This is a genomic window from Spartinivicinus poritis, from assembly GCF_028858535.1.
Lineage (GTDB): Bacteria > Pseudomonadota > Gammaproteobacteria > Pseudomonadales > Zooshikellaceae > Spartinivicinus > Spartinivicinus poritis.
This window is the reverse complement of record NZ_JAPMOU010000011.1, coordinates 47,114-63,881: the sequence shown is the minus strand read 5'-3', so window position 1 is coordinate 63,881 and position 16,768 is coordinate 47,114. Positions and strand designations below refer to the sequence as shown.

The window sequence follows — 16,768 nt, the reverse complement described above, 5'->3', positions numbered from 1 at the left end:
GGGGGATTAAAGTGACCATAGTTTTTGAACGGTCTTCGCTTTATTTGCTTGTAAAAATCCCCCTCACTCCCCTTTTTCAAAGGGGGAGGTTGGATTGTGCCATAGTTTTAATCTTAACCTTTAGACACTTTTCTATGGGGCTAAAAGTAACTTTTATTTAAAAACGTCGTGTATCTGATTATATAATTAAAACGATAAAGTTTTTTAAGCGCATTCTTTAAATAATAACGAAGGATTTACTTTTCCTATCGCTATTTGACAAAAGTCTTCTATGTTGGAAAAGTCATCTAATAAATTTTTAGCATATAAGCAAACATCTTTTACTAATGCGACGACTGGAATTAAAGATAAAATATAATCAACATTAGCTTTTAGCTGATTAAACTGTTTTTGTAGACGGTTGCTTACGCCTTGCAAGAGGTCTGTTATCTCATCAAATAAATAACTTAACTTTCTTTTTAGCGTTTTATCAGGCAAGCAAATACCAACGATACGATATTTGGTAATAATAGTTCTACAGAGTGGACAGAATTCTGCTTCTAGTAGCTGTACCAACTCCTCTAGTAATAAAAACTTATCACTATTTACTCTATTGCTTTTGGCTGCTCGCTCATAAAGGGTAACAACTTCTCGACAGGCTTCTTTTACTTGATTAAAGTAATTGACCAATTCCATGGTAACTCCCTCCAATATGTATGTGCCTACAGGTAACTTGTTATTAATGATTATTTAGTATTTACCATTACTCGCTCGAATAAATACTGGTAGGTACAGAAAGTGTTTTGTGTATTGCTGACTTAGGTATAAGTATAATGGGTGCTTTTCGTTATATTTTTTTAATAAACTAGTTTTGTTAAACCATTCACATTAAAAAACTCAAGGCCCTAGAAAAATCTATGGTGTTAATGAAATAAGCAAGTTTGTCGAGGTATAGAATTACAGATATATTGATTAAAAAGGATGGCTGTCATTTGCAGCCAGAGATTGCCGTCTTTGTTCTCTTTGCAGTTTTGCAATAAAACGATCGAGCTTTTTATGAATAGGAGGCTCCATATTCATAAACCGTCCACCCACTATAGTGTGGGTAATTGGTTTACGATTAAACTCTAAATGAGTAACAAAAAGCTTACTTTTAACGTGCTCTTCATCTGTTGTTTTAAAGATGCAATTACCAACAAGACCATCTCGATGTAAGCCATCAGGAGGTGGCCCCATTAATTTTAAACAGATGCCGCTGCTAGATAAGTCAATAATGCGCCCAGAAGCTGTAACAGGTCCAAACCCTGTGAGACTTACACGAATAAAGTCTTCAGAGGGGATGCTTACTCTAAAGTTCATTCGGCGTTGACCATGTTGCAAATCAATTGGCATTGAAAGGCGATAGGCAGGCATATTATCAAAGCTTTCATAGCCTAAAAAATTAGATTGAAAACGGGTACGAAAGCCTTGGTCGTGGCAACTAATATTTAATAAATTACCTGGTTCTAGTACTTTCTCTGGAGGGTTGGGGTATAGCTCATCAATAAGTAAATAATTTTCTTCAGGGTGCACCTGGAGAATTATACTACGATAATTTTGGTTAATATCTACTGGTTGAACATCAATAAAGCTGTGCTCCTGGCAGAGCTTAGCTAGCACCTGTAGATTGTTACCGTCATATGAAGGAGCTTTTTCTTCTCGCTGTCTGCGAAACCACTGAAACATTGCTGTTACGCCTGTTTATGTTACATCGCTCTTCACCTTAAGCCTAGTTAGCTCTTGTTGCTGCGGCAAGGTTGTGTATATTTTATTTATCGGCAGCAATCTCTATAAGTGTATATACTAGTTAATAAAAATACGTCTTCTATGTAATGCCAAGGATAGGTAGCGTCTTTGAATATTCTAATTGCTGAAGATACTCCCTCAATTAGACTGCTTTTAGCTAAAGTTGTTAGCAAAGCAGGGCATGTTCCTTACTTGGCAGAAAATGGCTGTCAGGTTTTAGAATTTATGCAATGTACAGCCATTGATATGGTCTTAATGGATATCAATATGCCCAAAATGGGTGGGCTGGAAACTACTCGACGAATTCGTGAAGAATATGACAGTTGGCTACCTATTATTTTCATTACTGCCAGTACCGATGATGATGAGTATGCAGAAGCTTTGACAATAGGTGGTGATGGTATATTGGTTAAACCCATCAAACCTGCCTTAGTGTCTGCACAAGTTAAGGCAATGGAACGTATTGTCCGTTCCCAGCAAGAACTGAATAGAATTAACGCTAAGCTGGAAGCAATGAGTAAGCAAGATGTGCTTACCGGTGTTGCTAATCGAAATGGGTTATACGAAGCAGTACAACGAGAATTAAAACGATCTAAGCGTCGGCAAAGCCCATTATGCTTGATGATGATTGATGTAGATTATTTTAAGCAATATAACGATACCTATGGCCATTTGGCTGGTGATGAATGCCTACAGCAAGTGGCTCAAACCGTAAAGCATCAACTGAAGCGCTCTGTTGACATGATTGCTCGATTTGGCGGGGAAGAATTTGTGGTGCTGCTGCCAGATACAAACTTAGAGGGTGGCAGGAAAATAGGGGAAAGCCTGCTCAATGCTATTCGCCAGGTTAAGATTCCTCATGAAGGCAGCCCTATTGCGGAGATTTTAACAGTAAGCGCAGGGTTGGTAGCTAATGAGTGTGCCATTCAAGATTACCAGCTGAATGACCTACTCGATCAGGCAGATGCCGCTCTCTATAAGGCCAAAGCAAAGGGAAGAAACTGTTTGGTGAGTATGGCGGACAAGCTGAATAGCAAATCTCCTACAACTCAAGCTGGCTTTTAGCCGATGTATCCTACTTAGTGATCCTTCATAATGAAGCCCACTTATGATGATCTGCATTACTTCAGCAAGGAATGCTGGGGTAGGTGGTCAAGGATGATCGGTGCAAGGATGCACCTCGCAAGGATTGCGCTAGTGAATTGAAAAAGGAAGTACCCATCAGTATTGCAGGGTAATCAAAGGAACTGAGTTAAGGATAAATTGAGCTAAGGATAGCTGCAAAGGAATTAACTGAAATTGACGCAAAGGAACCGCGTTGATGGTCTAAAGCTAAGGAAGCTTAAGGAATTCATCAGATCAGGGAATTAGGATTTTGCTTGTAGGATGAAGCAAAGGGAATAGGTTAACGGAAGAACTGAACAGGAAGTTAACACAATTGCACAAAATTTTAGGATTATGAGTTAACAGGATGTTGACTTCGCATGGAACCTCAAAAAGCCCACTATTGTGGGCTTTTTGCTTTTCAAATAACCTAAATATTTAGAAGTGTAGGTAGTAGAGACAGGTAGTAGCAGCTGCTAGAACCTAAATGTCCTTGAGTTTCAATTAACAAATAGTCGATATCTCACATCAGTTATAGATCATAGCTAATGATCTCATCAAGGAAATCAATAATACTTAATAGCAACAACGATGTTGAAGCCTGTTCCAAGCAAGGAAGCACCATCAAAGGTCAAGGAAGACCTTAGTTTGTTAGGAAAGGCTTATACTCATGACCTCAAGGAAGAGGTAAAAGGAAAGCTGGAAGGAATCCAGCGTCATGGATGATAACAAAAAGCCCACTCCTAGAGTGGGCTTTTTGTTTGTAAGATATCCATTATGAGTCACTTTTAGGCTTTGTTATCGTTAGTCTCGCAGTAGTAGGCTATCCCTAAATAACTCATAGCACTGGGTATACAAAGAAAGTAGCAGATATCTCGGGTTATTTTAGTGTCTAACGGGTGAATAACTTAACTCGGTATGGCAAATATCCTACAAACCTTTGCTCCTTTGCTGAATGACAAAGAAAGCAAGCAAAGGCAAAATAGTCACCAGATTCAGCGACGTAGCAAAGGAATCAAACGGATTAAAGCCATGGGATGCTGAAAGGAATTCAGGCCCATTAGTATCAGGAAGATACAAGGACTGTCCTGAATAATAGGACTGAATGGAAGCGTTAAGCCAAAAGGAACTTGAATCAAGGATGGCAAGATTCTAAAAGCCTGCTTATTTTATAAGCAGGCTTTTTTCGTTGTATTGTATCTATAGAAGCCATAAAGCTATTCACGAAGCATATATTGACAGAGGTGCTTTGATTAACTATCATCACCACTCTTTTCTACAGTGCCGGTATAGCTCAGCTGGTAGAGCAACTGACTTGTAATCAGTAGGTCCCGAGTTCGACTCTTGGTGCCGGCACCATTTTCCTATCCAATTAGTAATCTAATGCTTCATAATATAGAAGTTTTTTGAATAGAGCTGATCTGTCGGATTTTTATTCATATAACCTCCAACATGGGGCTTAACCAGTCGTACTCTCACATAGTGATAAATTGGTGCAATAGGCATATCTTTCGCTAAAATTGCTTCAGCTTGTTGATAGAATGGCGAAGGGTTTTTTGCTTTTTTTGCACTGAGCATTAACTGGTCATATGCTGAGTTATTATATTTACCATCATTGTTGCCGTGATTACTGGTCATTACATCCAGCATAGAAGAGGCCTCGTTATAATCTGCAATCCATGCAGCTCTGGCTACATCAAAATTACCTTGTCGGGTAGTGCTTAGAAATGACTTCCATTCTTGATTATTAATTGTTACTTTAATCCCTAAATTTTTTTTCCACATAGAAGCAATAGCTAAAGCAATTTTTTTATGGCCTTCACTGGTATTATAAAGTAGTTCAAATGATAGTGGCTTATCTTTTGAAAATCCCGCTGCTTGGTAGAGTTTTTTCGCTATTTGTAAGCGTTCTTGCTGAGAAAGTTTTTCGTAGCGGTTATCAGGCTTAATAAAACCATTAATGGCAGGAGGGGTAAAGCCAAAAGCTTCTTGCTGACCTTGACCTAGTACTTTATTAACAATGATACTCCTATCAATCGCCATTGATAGAGCTTTTCGAATCCTTACATCATTAAATGGTTTACGCTTGGTATTAAAAACATAATAGTACGTAGCTAAATGAGGTTTAACTTTAAGCTCATTAGGAGAGTCTTTTTTTAAACGTTGGAAAAAATCAGGTGGAATGGTGCTAGTTAGGTCTAGTTCTCCTGCTTTATAACGATTTAGCTCAGCATTGTTAGACTCAATAGGTAAGAAAACAACTTTATTAATAACTGTGTTTTGGTTGTCCCAATAATATGGATTACGCTCAACTTCAACCCGTTCATTAACTACCCATTTTGTTAACCGGTAGGCGCCATTACTGACCATGTTACCTGGTTGAGTCCACTTATCTTGAAATTTTTCTACAGTTTTTTGGTGGACTGGAAACATTGTGTAATGAGAAAGCATTTTTATAAAATAGGGTTTGGGATTGGCCAGTTTTATTTGCAAGGTATAGTCATCCAATGCAGTTACAGCTAGTGTACTTGGCTTTTTCGTGCCTGCTAGAATTTCTTTAGCGTTAATAATATCTGCCATTTCCAAATACCAGGCATATTCTGAGGCTGTTACTGGATTGACTACCCGTTGGAAGCTATAAACAAAATCATGGGCAGTAATAGGATCACCATTCGACCATTTAGCATTTTTTCTTAAGTGAAAAGAGAAGGTTTTATTGCTATCAGCTACATCCCAGTGGGTTGCAACGGCTGGAATAATGTCGCCATGTTCATTCTGGCTAACTAAACCTTCAAATAAGTCCCCTGTGATACTTCCACCAACATTACTTTGTACATGATGTGGGTCTAATGATGTGGGCTCAGATCCATTACCTCTATATAATATTTGTTGTTTAGCCAGTTTAACCCCTTGTGGGATATCTGCTGCGTGAGAGAGGGAATTGATCGTGAAATTAAGGAAGATAACGGTGGTTAAAATAAGAAAGAATTTTCTTATCATGGAAAGGCCTCATTTATTATTGTATTTATTTTTTATATTTTGAATGGCCCCTAAAGAAAATCCATTTCTTTAAGGGCTGAACAATTATTTTTTAGTAATATAAAGGTTTTTTGAGTAGATATTATCTAGTGGATTAGCATTAGCGTAGCCACCTACATTTTGTTTAAGTAAAACATGGCTCACATAATGGTAAAGTGGCAAAATTGGCATATCTCTGGCGATAATCGCTTCAGCCTGTTGATAAAATTTGTTGGGGTTTTTGGCGGTTGCTGATTGACTTAATAGCTTGTCATACTTCGCGTTACTGTATTTACCATCGTTTGCTCCACTTGAAGTAGTAAGAATACTTAACATTGTAGAAGCTTCATTGTAATCGCCATTCCAGCCATAGCGAGCCACAGTGAAATCACCCTGCTTTTTGGTTTCTAAGAAGGTTTTCCATTCCTGATTAAGCAGTTTAACAGTGACATGTTTTAAGTTTTTCTTCCACATAGAGGCGGCAGCAAGGGCTATTTTTTTATGAGACTCTAAAGTGTTGTATAGAACTTCAAACTTTAAGGGGTTATTTTCATTAATGCCTGCTTCGGCTAATAACAATTTGGCTTTCTTTACTCGTTCAGCTTGACTCATACTGGCATAAGGGTTTTCTGGTGCCTCAAACCCATCAACGTAAGGAGGAGTGAGTGAAAAGGTAGGTATTTGCCCCATTCCAAGTATCTTATCAGTTACTATATTCCTATCGATTGCCAGGGTTAAGGCTTTTCTTACCCTTACGTCATCAAAAGGTTTTTTCTTGGTATTAAATACGTAAAAGTAAGTAGCAACGATCCCGTGTACTTTAATTTCGTCTGGAATAGTTTTTTTAAGGTTACGAAAGTGATCTTCAGGAATAGTATGAGTAAGGTGCATTTCATCAGCTTTATAGCGATTTAACTCTGCATTAGAAGATTCTATCGGTAAATAAGCTACATTATTGATGACCGTTTTTTTGTCATCCCAATAGTGCTTATTTCTTACCGATTCCATGCGTTCATTAACTACCCATTTAGTGAGCTTGTATGGGCCATTGGTTACCATATTTTCTGGCTGAGTCCACTTCTCTCCGTATTTTTCTACGGTTTTTTGATGTACGGGGTAAGTTGTATAATGCGCAAGGGTTTTGATAAAGAAAGGGAGAGGTTTGGCTAAGGTAATTTCAAATGTTTTAGCATCAATAGCTTTAACCCCTAATTCAAAAGGCTTCACCTTACCATTAATCGCTTCAGAGGCATTTTTAATTCCCATTAGCTCCATATACCACGCATAGTTTGAGCCAAGCTTGGGGTCTACGGCACGGCGAAAAGCAAATACAAAATCATGAGCGGTTACTGGGTCACCATTTGACCAGTTTGCATTGTCACGTATTTTAAAGGTATACACTTTCTTATCGTTGCTGACTGTCCATGACTCTGCTTGCCCTGGAATAATTTTGCCATAAGGGTCTTCAGTCACTAATCCCTCAAATAAGTCTCTTACAACATAACCACCGGGGGTCCCTTCGACTTTTTGTGGATCTAACGATCCTGGTTCAGCGCCAATGCCTCGTATTAGTGTTTGGTCTTTAGCAAGCTCAACACCCGCTGGTACTTCAGCAGCCATTGTGGGGTAGCTAAGGCCAGACCCTGTTGCAATAAATGCTGTAGCTATAGCTGTTGCTATTAATTTAGGTAGTTTGTTAAATTTCACTTGGGTCTACTCTCCTAATGATTATTATTTATGCTATTTTTATTTGGTTATTGACTGATTAGTCGTTTTTAATCAAGTAAAAGCTTGGTAGGCAGTGTTATGCCTACAGCTTCAAACTACTTAAAAACAGTAGTAGAAGCAATAGCCGATTGGTTTGTTAGTGGTATAGCCTAGCATCCGTGGCTGTCATATATAAATAATATTATATATTTCCTATGTTTGATTGTATGGCAAAAAATCTAATAGTCTATGATACATGCTACTTTCACTGGTAGGGAAGTTCCAGCAGGGGGTATGGGGCTGTTTTTTTCTATTATATTTTATTGAAATTGCTTTTCCCAACGATCGATAATTCGTTGATAACGGCCATCTGCTTTAAATTGGCGTAGTGCTTTGGTGAATCGATCGCGAAGAGTTGATAAGTCTCGTTTTTTGGTAAATACCATATAGCTGGGTGTGTCTTCTACATCGGGTTTAAGGCGTTTAATAGCGTGTTTATATCTGATAAAAGTGTGCTGATAAAGATATAATATGCCATATTTATCACCTATTAATAAATCTATTTCTCTAGTATTTAGCATACGTAATAAATCTTCATTCCTGGTTCGTTTAATGATGACTTTAAACTGGTTATTGTCAACTGATTTATCAAAATTTGAGCCGTAGCTAAAATCTTGTCTTACACCTATTTTATAAGGAGAGAGTAGTGACATATCACCTGTGTATTGAATAGGTGAACTGGCCAACACAAAAAAAGAAGCAGTTTCAGGCATCAGCACTTCTTTGCTGTAATCCATAAAGGTTTCTCTTTTTTGTTTCCATAGCACTTCAAAGAGAGCGTCAATTTTGCCATTTTTGATATATTTAAGTGCTCTGGACCAGGGAAGTTCAACAAGCTTATAATCAATTCCCAGCTCATGAAAGATAGATTTTACAATATCTACTGAAATGCCTGTGATTTTACCGTCTTTGGTGAACTCATAGGGGGGAAAGTTCATAGTGCCTATTGTTATAGGCTTGGTATGAGCCGGGCTAGCGGATAATAGTCCGCATAATATTAAAATAGCAGCTATATATTGCACGTTTACATATAGTCAAAGCTGGAAACTTAGTTAAATAATAGCAGTTAATTAATGATTACAATGCTGGGGCTGCAGTGTTTTTAGTCTGCTAAAAGCTGATTAAAGTACTTATATAAAGTTTCGAGTGTGGTACTTCTGTAAGTTGAAATCAGAAAAGGCCCATTGATTAATGATTCTTTCTGGTTATAGGAAAAAGGCAGCTTTTCTGGGTTTAACATCATGCCACCTGCTGATTCAACTATTGCTTGGCCTGCAGCAGTATCCCACTCAGAGGTTGGTGTAAAACGACAGTATAAGTTTGCTTTGCCAGTTACTAACCAAGTAAATTTTATTGCGCTACCTACATGAACCACGTTTACAGAGAATTCTTGTTTTAAGTTATCCAATAGCTGTTGATCTTTAGTAGATAGATGACTTCGGCTCATTAAAATAGAGAGAGTTTGGCTATCCTGAGAAAGGGCAGTAAGCGATTGCCAGGAGTGTTTTACTGGGGTCCAACGCATTGGCGGTAGACTCTCTCCACCCACATAACATTCACCAGTAACTGGAACATAGAGTACTCCCAGTATGGGGCGGTGATCTTCAATGAGTGCAATATTTATCGTGAATTCATCATTATGTTTAATAAATTCTTTGGTGCCATCAAGGGGGTCCACCAGCCAATAGCGTGACCATTGCTGCCTCTGGCTAAATGGAATAGTCGCTGATTCTTCAGATAATATAGGATATTGATCAGCAAGTTGTTGTAAGCCTTGAATAATAGTTTGATGGGATGCATAGTCAGCAGCAGTGACGGGCGATTGGTCTTGTTTCTGCCACTGCTGAAAGTCAGGTTGCTGGTAAACATCCATAATGGCTTTGCCTGCCTGTTGGCAGATTGCTAGTAAAGGCTCAATCAATAACTTCATAGTTTATCCTTTGTAAAGAGTAATAAGCCATTCGCTTTGACTAACAGGTTTAGTTAGAGCACTTAGCGCTTTGTTAAAAACTCTTTTAAGTAAAATAACGCTGCAATTGCTCGTGCTTCGGTAAAATCAGCGCGAATTGCCCATTCGTATAACTGATCTAGAGGTAGCCGACAAGTGTCCAGCAGTTCAGGCTCATCACCTGGTAGTCGAGAAGGGTAAAGGTCTTCAGCCAAAACGACTTTCATTTTATGAGACATATAATTAGGCGAAAGACTAAACTCAGTCAGCTCTTTTAGCTGTTGAGCTGCTAAGCCAGCTTCTTCCTGCAACTCTCGGTTTGCACCCACTAAGATATCTTCTCCTGGCTCTACCAGTCCTTTAGGTAAAGACCATTCATACTGGTTAGTGCCTGCTGCATATTCTTGGACTAACACCACTTCATTATCATTGATTAATGGAATTACCATTACTGCCTGATGGCCAGTGCCTCGTGGAGCTAGCCGTTCATAAACTCGCTCGGCACCATTACTAAAACGTAAGGCCATTTGCTCAATACGAAATAGACGGCTTTCAGCCACTATTTTTTGATCTAATATGGTAGGCTTGGTTTTCATTTTTTTCCCCTTTTAAACAAGCTATCATACTCCTTGCTTACCTCAACTCAAATGGGGCATCAACTCACAAGGGTGCAGTATGTTAAAAGGGGATAGTATGTTGGATTGGCAACAAATTGATACAGTGCTTCTGGATATGGATGGCACCTTGTTGGATTTACATTTTGATAACCATTTTTGGTTGGAGTATGTGCCTGCTAAGTATGCTGAGAAGCACCAGTTGTCAATTGATGAAGCAAAGCAACATATTTACCCTAAATTTGAACAAATGATGGGTAAGCTGGAATGGTATTGCCTTGACTACTGGAATCAAGAGCTAGACTTAAATATGGTCGAGCTTAAGCAGGAAATAAAGCACTTAATTACCCTTCGCCCTGGTGTGGATGAGTTTTTACGAGCACTTCATCAGTCGGATAAACAGGTCGTGCTGATTACCAATGCGCATCAGGATAGCTTATCGTTAAAGCTGGAAAGAGTTGAGTTAGCTCAATACTTCGACTGGTTAATCAGTTCCCATGAATTTGGCTACCCTAAAGAAGAGCAGTTATTTTGGCAGGGGTTGAGTCAACGCATTAACTTTGATGGTAAACGCACCTTGTTTATAGATGACAGTTTACCTATTTTACGGTCAGCCAAAAAATATGGCATAAAGCATCTACTAGCGATTAAACAGCCTGATAGTAAAAAAGCTATCAGAGACACAGAAGAGTTTGAGGCAGTAGCAAATTATCATGACTTATTGCCTGTTTTATAATGTATACATTTAAGGGATTTGCGACGGGTATAGCCAGCTTGAATGATTTATTAAGGTTGTAAATGAATGGCAAAAGACAAACAGGAAACAGATAAAATTCGCTTGGATAAGTGGCTGTGGGCTGCGCGATTTTTTAAAACCCGCAATTTAGCTAAAGAAGCCATTGAGGGGGGAAAGGTTCACTACAATGGGGTACGAACCAAGCCTAGTAAAGAGCCTCAAGTTGGTGATCAATTAACGATTCGTCAAGGTTGGGATGAACGTGTCATTGTAATCAAAGCACTGTCAGATCAGCGTCGTGGTGCACCAGAAGCGCAACTGTTGTATGAAGAAACAGCAGAAAGCATCACTAAGCGGGAAGCACATGCTGCTGAGCGAAAGTCAGTGTATGCTAGTCAGCTATCACCGGATAAGCGCCCAACCAAAAAGCAACGTCGGGATATTCGACAGTTTAAAGATAAGATGGATCACTAGTGGTCCATGCATAAAGTTGTTACCTTATTTTGCACATGGCCCACTAGTTATCAAGAAGGAGGAGTACCTTGCTTTGACCAGGTACGAATGGCTTTAATTTCTTCCTCATCAATACCTAAGCACTCTAAAAAGTCCTGATGACCTTCTGGCATTGCCTTTTCAAACTCAATATGCCAGCGGGTCATATCTGCATCGGTTAACCCTGTTGCTTTTAGCAGTTGTACCCACTGCTCTTTATTAATATTACGGGATTTTGTATGCAGAGATTGTTGTTCAATTAGTTGAACTATCACCTGTTGCTGCTGGCGTAATTGGTTTATTTCTTTATTAAGCTGTAGCAGGCGTTGCTCCAAAATGGAGCAGCTTTTACTTTCATCGCTGTCTAAAATTTGAGTAATTTCTTCCAGAGATAAGCCTGTTTGACGGTAGGTGTTAATTAACTCCATTTTCTTTTTGTCTGCTTCGGTATATAAACGATAGTTAGCTTCACTACGAGTGGAAGGCTTTAGCAAGCCTATTTTGTCATAGTACAACAAAGTACTGCGAGATAAATTAAATTGCTTGCAAAGTTGACCAATAGTGAACATGGCTTTAGAGGTACCCTTTAGCTTATTGCTGACTGTTTGTTGCTAAAAGCCAGTCTATCAGGTTCAACAAACAGTTTTTTAGCTTCTGTAGAAAATAACACTGATGCTGAATAATATTGGCAAAGTACATCTTTAGCATTATTCACTAAATCCTGATTGACTAACAAAAAGTCAGAAAAACTGCTATCAATTATTGTTATAGTGCGATGGTAGATGATATGGATTAATGCCTCTGTAATAGTATGATGAAATTTATCTTTAGCCCCTAAATGATTGGCATAGGCCTGAATGCCTGTAGTGGTTTTGTTAATAGCATCAGTCAGTTCATACTGTTGCAGATACAACCAAGCCAAGCGAAGATGACCCACATGGTTAAAGTATTCAGCAGGCAAAGTGAGCTGTTCAAACTGCTCTATAAAGTCTTGGTCTGATAGTGACATATCGCGTTCCGTCTTCAGTGCAAAAATGTCACTCTAAGGTATAAAGCTATAGACAGGTCAATAATTCTCGCTAGGAGTTTTTCCGAGAATAGAAGCCTTAGCGAGGAAAGGCTGTTTTGAGTCAGATTTTTTCATAATTTGAGTCGAATATTGAGCATATTTAACAAGAATTAGCTCCTAGGATAATGGAGACTTTTGTTAATATTTTTAAAGCGTGAACATTCCCATTTAAAATTGATTATCATTGGAACTATAGTAGTATTTACATTCACCCCAGCAAGTGATAGTAAAAAGAAAACTGTATGGGAGTTAACAGAAGGTATGCCGTCAGGTTGAGGTTATTAGGAGATGTTGTTGGGAGATAAAGGCTGTTTAGATGCTGAATTTAAAGCCCTGACGAATAATTAAAAAAAGACTTTTCATGGCTTTTTAGTTTGGTCCAGTTCAATTTAATTTAGTTTGTATATGTGCACTTTTTAATGCAGGCTTTGTAGTACAGCTATTGAGCATTCAGTTTATCTATAAAAAATAAAATATCTACTGACAGTTGCTGAATATTCTGTGCATTTTTTGACTTTTAAGTCATGTTTTAATAGTGTTTAACGGTTGTATTTATTGTAAGACCTCGTTTATTGTTTTGTCGAAAGCAAAATAGAATTAAATAGGCGTCAGCTTTATTATTTTATTGTCTGCTATCAGGTGTGGTCTCTTTTTGGGCTGAACCATCTTGCTTTTAAAGGGGTTTTTCATGAGTCTTCTCATGGGTCTTAGATCCGCAGAGACACATTGTATTTATTAATGTGTTCTGGATATTAGTGTGTTCTGGTTGCGCCTGTCAAAGAGTATTTTATACAACGCTAATTAAAAGTGCGTATGAACGCCTACAGGCCAAGTAACTTATAGGTCAAGTAACTACATGGGAAGTAACATGAAAACAACCACTGCGCTTAAGACCTTGCTGCTTAAACAAGAATTATCATTTCTGATGGAATCACACAATGCCCTCAGTGCTCGAATCGCTGAAGAGAGTGGATTTGAAGGATTATGGGCTTCAGGACTTTCCATTGCCGCCTCCATGGGACTGACTGACCGAAACGAAGCGTCTTGGACCCAGATTCTGGAGGTAGTTGATTTTATGACTGACTGCACCACTGTTCCGGTGTTGCTCGATGGTGATACTGGCTTTGGTAATTTCAACAATGTTCGCCGCTTAGTAAAAAAACTTTCTCAACGTCATGTAGCTGGTGTGTGTTTGGAAGATAAATTGTTCCCCAAAACCAACTCGTTTATTGGTGCTGGGCAACCACTGGCAGATGTTCAGGAGTTCTGTGGAAAAATCAAGGCCGCCAAGGACAGCCAACTGGATGATGATTTCTGTGTGGTTGCTCGGGTCGAGGCTCTGGTCAGCGGTCTTCCGATGGAAGATGCATTGATGCGGGCAAGGGCCTACGCCGATGCTGGGGCTGATGCCATCCTGATTCACTCTAAGCAGTCTGATGGCGAAGAAGTATTGAGTTTTTGCCATCAGTGGGAGAGGGACATTCCCATTGTTATTGTGCCCACTAAATATTACCAAATACCAACGGACCGATTTGAGCAGTTAGGCGTCTCCACCGTGATTTGGGCAAACCATAGTGTACGAGCGGCTATATCCGCCATACGCTCAATCACGCGCAGTATCCGGCAAAACAACAGTGTTGCCCAGATAGAACAGGATATTGCTACGCTAGACGACATTTTTAACTTAACCAGCGAATACGAGCACCAAAAGGCCGAACAAAAGTACTTGCCTGCCTAATCCGATAGCTGACAACCCGACGGAGCGCCGTTTCACAGAACGAGAAGTCCTATGGTGAATGTTCAACACTTTGTCTCTGCCCTGATTGATTGGAAAATCTGCTGTTTTACTGGGGTTCCCTGCTCCTATCTGACACCGTTAGTGAATGAGGTCATTGCCCGTCCGGATACCCGCTACCTCATGGCTGCCAACGAAGGGGAGGCGCTGTCCATTGCTTCTGGCCTCTGGCTGGCTGGCAATAAAGCAGTGGTACTCAGCCAGAACTCTGGCTTGGGCAATATGATCAATCCTCTAACTTCATTAAATGCACCTTTTCGAATTCCTGTCTTGTTGCTGATGACCTGGCGAGGCCAGCCGGGTACCCAGGATGAGCCCCAGCATGAACTGATGGGGAGCATCACGCCCTCGTTACTGGAGAAGTGCGGTGTAAGTTGGAGCCTGCTGCCTGAAGATCCAGGGCAGATGGAAAGCAGTCTAAAAATGGCCATTGACACTATGGAGCAACAGCAGGCACCTCACGCATTAATCATGACCGGTGATCAATTTGAAGGTGGTGTTCACGTTCCTTCTTCCATCAACGCTCCACACATCAAAACAGTACTACCCGCACGGGCAGATGCGCTAGAAACTTTGCTGGCCCATGCAGACCCGGAAGGCGTGATGATTGCCACGACAGGAAAGACGGGTCGGGAGCTGTTTACCCTGGCAGATCGGCCAGAGCATTTGTATTGTGTGGGCTCCATGGGTTATACCAGTGCCATTGCCCATGGTGTTGCCCTTGGCTGTCCCAGTCGGCGGGTGTATGTGATTGATGGGGATGGTGCTGCGTTAATGCATGCAGGGTCAATGAGTAGCATCGGTGCCAGCGCTCCGGCCAATCTGGTTCACATTGTGCTGGACAACGGTTGCTATGATTCCACGGGCGCCCAGCCCACTTCCGCCCAATCTACCGATTTTGTCCGTTTGGCACTCGCCTTTGGTTATACCAGCGGGCATCGCTGCACCTCCTTGGCGGATTTTGCCCGAGCACTGAATGAGCTTGATGAGTCTGGCCCTTGCTTGCTGCATCTGACCATTCAACCTGGCTCCATGAAAGCACTGGGACGACCCACCATAGCACCGCCAGAGGTAGCCCGTCGATTAAAGCGCCGAATCGGGTAATGCCCAAGTGTACTGCAGAATGCCTTTGGCTGATTAGAAGCTCTTTAGTTTGGTAAACCATCACAAGGAAGATATCACCATGCACCCACCCTCTACTGAGTGGTCATTGAATCCGGTACTGACGGAGATGGATATTTACGCATCCAAAGCCATCTCCCTAAAGGCTAAGGCCAATCCATCGGTAGCCAATCTGAGTTTTGGTGAGCCAGTGTTTGGCCCGCCAGAACACTTGTTGGAATCCATCGGTTCGGAAGATTTGTCCCTGTCAGCTTTTCTGGACGGAGCCAAGCGTTATGAAGATCCAAGAGGCAGCCTGGCACTACGCCAGGCCATTGCCAACTGGTACGCCAAACGCTACGGCTTGATCGTCGATCCCGAGCGGGAAGTTATGGTAACCCATGGTGGTGTAGAAGCCATCACCTTGGCGCTGCTGGCCACCACGTCAGCGGGGGATCGGGTAGCTATCAGTGACCCTTCCTACATGCTATATGCTCGAACTATTAAAACACTAGAGCGTCAGCCTTGGTCGCTGGTGCGTTCTGGAGGCAACCACGAGTACGCTGAAGCACTGGAAACAGAGAGTCTCGAAGGTGTTCGGGCGATGATTGTTAACTCTCCAGAAAATCCCACTGGCTATGTTGCCAGTGTTACAGACTGGCAAACGATCAACAGGAAAACAGTCGCTGAAGGTTGTTGGTTGATCCATGACGAAGTGTACGATGCCATGGATTTCCAGCGCCCTCATCAACCCGCTGGTGCCAGCCAGGCACTGGCAGAGAATGCCATCTTAATCAACAGTTTTTCCAAAAAATTTGGCCTGCCCGGGCTGCGTATTGGTTGGATTGTAGCGCCTGCCCAGGTCATCGAGCAGGCCGCCAAAGCTCATGATTATTTGTATCTTGGGGTCAACATACAGTATGAGGCTATTGCCTGTCGGCTATTGTCTGATAACCAAGCATTTCATTGGCTCGATGGCATGGCCATGATGATGAAAAATCGTTGCCAGATAGCACTACAAACCCTCACTGAGGCTAAGGGCTATCGCTGGCCCCGTCAGCCATCTGGCGCTATGTTCCTCTTTCCTGAGGTAAGCGGGTTGTATCAGCGCCTGCCAACATCTTTCCAGAGCCAGGCTAATACCTCAGGTGAGGCGGTGGCCAACTACCTGCTGCAAGAGTGTAAGGTCGCGGCTGTTCCCGGTGCAGTGTATGGATCACAAGGGGACAATCACATCCGTTTGGTGCTCTGTACACCAGAGGATGTATTCCAACAGGCTATGCAACGTATGGGGTAAACCGCCTTTATTCAAATTGTGGCTATCCATGTTATGAGACTATCCACGCTATCAGAGAGGTAG

Annotated in this window: 16 protein-coding genes and 1 tRNA gene; 8 read left to right on the top strand and 9 right to left on the bottom strand. The window is 41.0% G+C overall.

What is annotated here, in order from left to right; genetic code table 11:
* Nucleotides 1-204: 204 nt before the first annotated feature.
* Entirely contained in the window at nucleotides 205-675 is a 471-nt protein-coding gene (locus ORQ98_RS10855; protein WP_274688826.1) for a hypothetical protein, read from the bottom strand.
* Nucleotides 676-951: 276 nt separating this feature from the next.
* Entirely contained in the window at nucleotides 952-1,704 is a 753-nt protein-coding gene (locus tag ORQ98_RS10850) for a flagellar brake protein (protein WP_274688825.1), read from the bottom strand.
* A gap of 168 nt (nucleotides 1,705-1,872) precedes the next feature.
* Here ORQ98_RS10850 and ORQ98_RS10845 point away from each other — a divergent pair, with 168 nt between their 5' ends.
* The 3 genes from ORQ98_RS10845 (at nucleotide 1,873) to ORQ98_RS10835 (ending at nucleotide 4,227) form a co-directional block, all read left to right on the top strand.
* Nucleotides 1,873-2,829 (top strand): GGDEF domain-containing response regulator, encoded by a 957-nt coding sequence (locus tag ORQ98_RS10845; protein WP_274688824.1) that lies wholly within the window; start codon nucleotides 1,873-1,875, stop codon nucleotides 2,827-2,829.
* 630 nt (nucleotides 2,830-3,459) lie between these two features.
* Nucleotides 3,460-3,594: a hypothetical protein gene (locus ORQ98_RS10840; RefSeq protein WP_274688823.1), complete on the top strand. Its 135-nt coding sequence runs from the start codon at nucleotides 3,460-3,462 to the stop codon at nucleotides 3,592-3,594.
* Between the two features lie 557 nt (nucleotides 3,595-4,151).
* Nucleotides 4,152-4,227: transfer RNA gene (locus ORQ98_RS10835), tRNA-Thr, on the top strand.
* Nucleotides 4,228-4,248: 21 nt separating this feature from the next.
* On the opposite strand, the gene ORQ98_RS10830 is transcribed toward ORQ98_RS10835, so the two are convergent.
* From ORQ98_RS10830 to nudE, 5 genes are all read right to left on the bottom strand, one after another.
* The gene (locus ORQ98_RS10830) at nucleotides 4,249-5,868 is read right to left on the bottom strand and encodes an ABC transporter substrate-binding protein (RefSeq protein WP_274688822.1); all 1,620 of its coding nucleotides are present in this window, start codon (nucleotides 5,866-5,868) and stop codon (nucleotides 4,249-4,251) included.
* 84 nt (nucleotides 5,869-5,952) lie between these two features.
* Nucleotides 5,953-7,593: a peptide ABC transporter substrate-binding protein gene (locus ORQ98_RS10825; protein ID WP_274688821.1), complete on the bottom strand. Its 1,641-nt coding sequence runs from the start codon at nucleotides 7,591-7,593 to the stop codon at nucleotides 5,953-5,955.
* A 320-nt stretch (nucleotides 7,594-7,913) separates the two neighbouring features.
* Entirely contained in the window at nucleotides 7,914-8,675 is a 762-nt protein-coding gene (locus ORQ98_RS10820; RefSeq protein WP_274688820.1) for a substrate-binding periplasmic protein, read from the bottom strand.
* Nucleotides 8,676-8,755: 80 nt separating this feature from the next.
* Entirely contained in the window at nucleotides 8,756-9,583 is an 828-nt protein-coding gene (cysQ, locus tag ORQ98_RS10815) for a 3'(2'),5'-bisphosphate nucleotidase CysQ (RefSeq protein ID WP_274688819.1), read from the bottom strand.
* Nucleotides 9,584-9,645: 62 nt separating this feature from the next.
* Complete coding sequence (nudE, locus tag ORQ98_RS10810) at nucleotides 9,646-10,197, bottom strand: ADP compounds hydrolase NudE (protein ID WP_274688818.1); 552 nt, start codon at nucleotides 10,195-10,197, stop codon at nucleotides 9,646-9,648.
* A gap of 79 nt (nucleotides 10,198-10,276) precedes the next feature.
* On the opposite strand from nudE, the gene yrfG reads away from it, so the two are divergent.
* Both yrfG and hslR read left to right on the top strand, forming a co-directional pair.
* Nucleotides 10,277-10,951 carry a GMP/IMP nucleotidase gene (gene yrfG / locus ORQ98_RS10805; RefSeq protein ID WP_274688817.1) on the top strand — a complete coding sequence of 225 codons (675 nt, stop codon included), beginning with the start codon at nucleotides 10,277-10,279 and terminating at the stop codon, nucleotides 10,949-10,951.
* A 66-nt stretch (nucleotides 10,952-11,017) separates the two neighbouring features.
* Nucleotides 11,018-11,425, top strand: a complete 408-nt coding sequence (gene hslR, locus ORQ98_RS10800; protein ID WP_274688816.1) for a ribosome-associated heat shock protein Hsp15 — start codon at nucleotides 11,018-11,020, stop codon at nucleotides 11,423-11,425.
* A 50-nt stretch (nucleotides 11,426-11,475) separates the two neighbouring features.
* On the opposite strand, the gene ORQ98_RS10795 is transcribed toward hslR, so the two are convergent.
* Both ORQ98_RS10795 and ORQ98_RS10790 read right to left on the bottom strand, forming a co-directional pair.
* Nucleotides 11,476-12,012 carry a MerR family transcriptional regulator gene (locus ORQ98_RS10795; RefSeq protein ID WP_274688815.1) on the bottom strand — a complete coding sequence of 179 codons (537 nt, stop codon included), beginning with the start codon at nucleotides 12,010-12,012 and terminating at the stop codon, nucleotides 11,476-11,478.
* Between the two features lie 17 nt (nucleotides 12,013-12,029).
* Nucleotides 12,030-12,452: a hypothetical protein gene (locus ORQ98_RS10790; protein ID WP_274688814.1), complete on the bottom strand. Its 423-nt coding sequence runs from the start codon at nucleotides 12,450-12,452 to the stop codon at nucleotides 12,030-12,032.
* A gap of 928 nt (nucleotides 12,453-13,380) precedes the next feature.
* On the opposite strand from ORQ98_RS10790, the gene aepX reads away from it, so the two are divergent.
* The 3 genes from aepX to ORQ98_RS10775 all read left to right on the top strand — a co-directional run bounded on the left by aepX (nucleotide 13,381) and on the right by ORQ98_RS10775 (nucleotide 16,705).
* Nucleotides 13,381-14,250 carry a phosphoenolpyruvate mutase gene (aepX, locus tag ORQ98_RS10785; RefSeq protein ID WP_274688813.1) on the top strand — a complete coding sequence of 290 codons (870 nt, stop codon included), beginning with the start codon at nucleotides 13,381-13,383 and terminating at the stop codon, nucleotides 14,248-14,250.
* A gap of 51 nt (nucleotides 14,251-14,301) precedes the next feature.
* On the top strand, nucleotides 14,302-15,411 hold the full coding sequence (gene aepY, locus ORQ98_RS10780) for a phosphonopyruvate decarboxylase (RefSeq protein ID WP_274688812.1): 1,110 nt from the start codon (nucleotides 14,302-14,304) through the stop codon (nucleotides 15,409-15,411).
* A gap of 79 nt (nucleotides 15,412-15,490) precedes the next feature.
* Entirely contained in the window at nucleotides 15,491-16,705 is a 1,215-nt protein-coding gene (locus ORQ98_RS10775; RefSeq protein ID WP_342455196.1) for a pyridoxal phosphate-dependent aminotransferase, read from the top strand.
* Nucleotides 16,706-16,768: the final 63 nt, after the last annotated feature.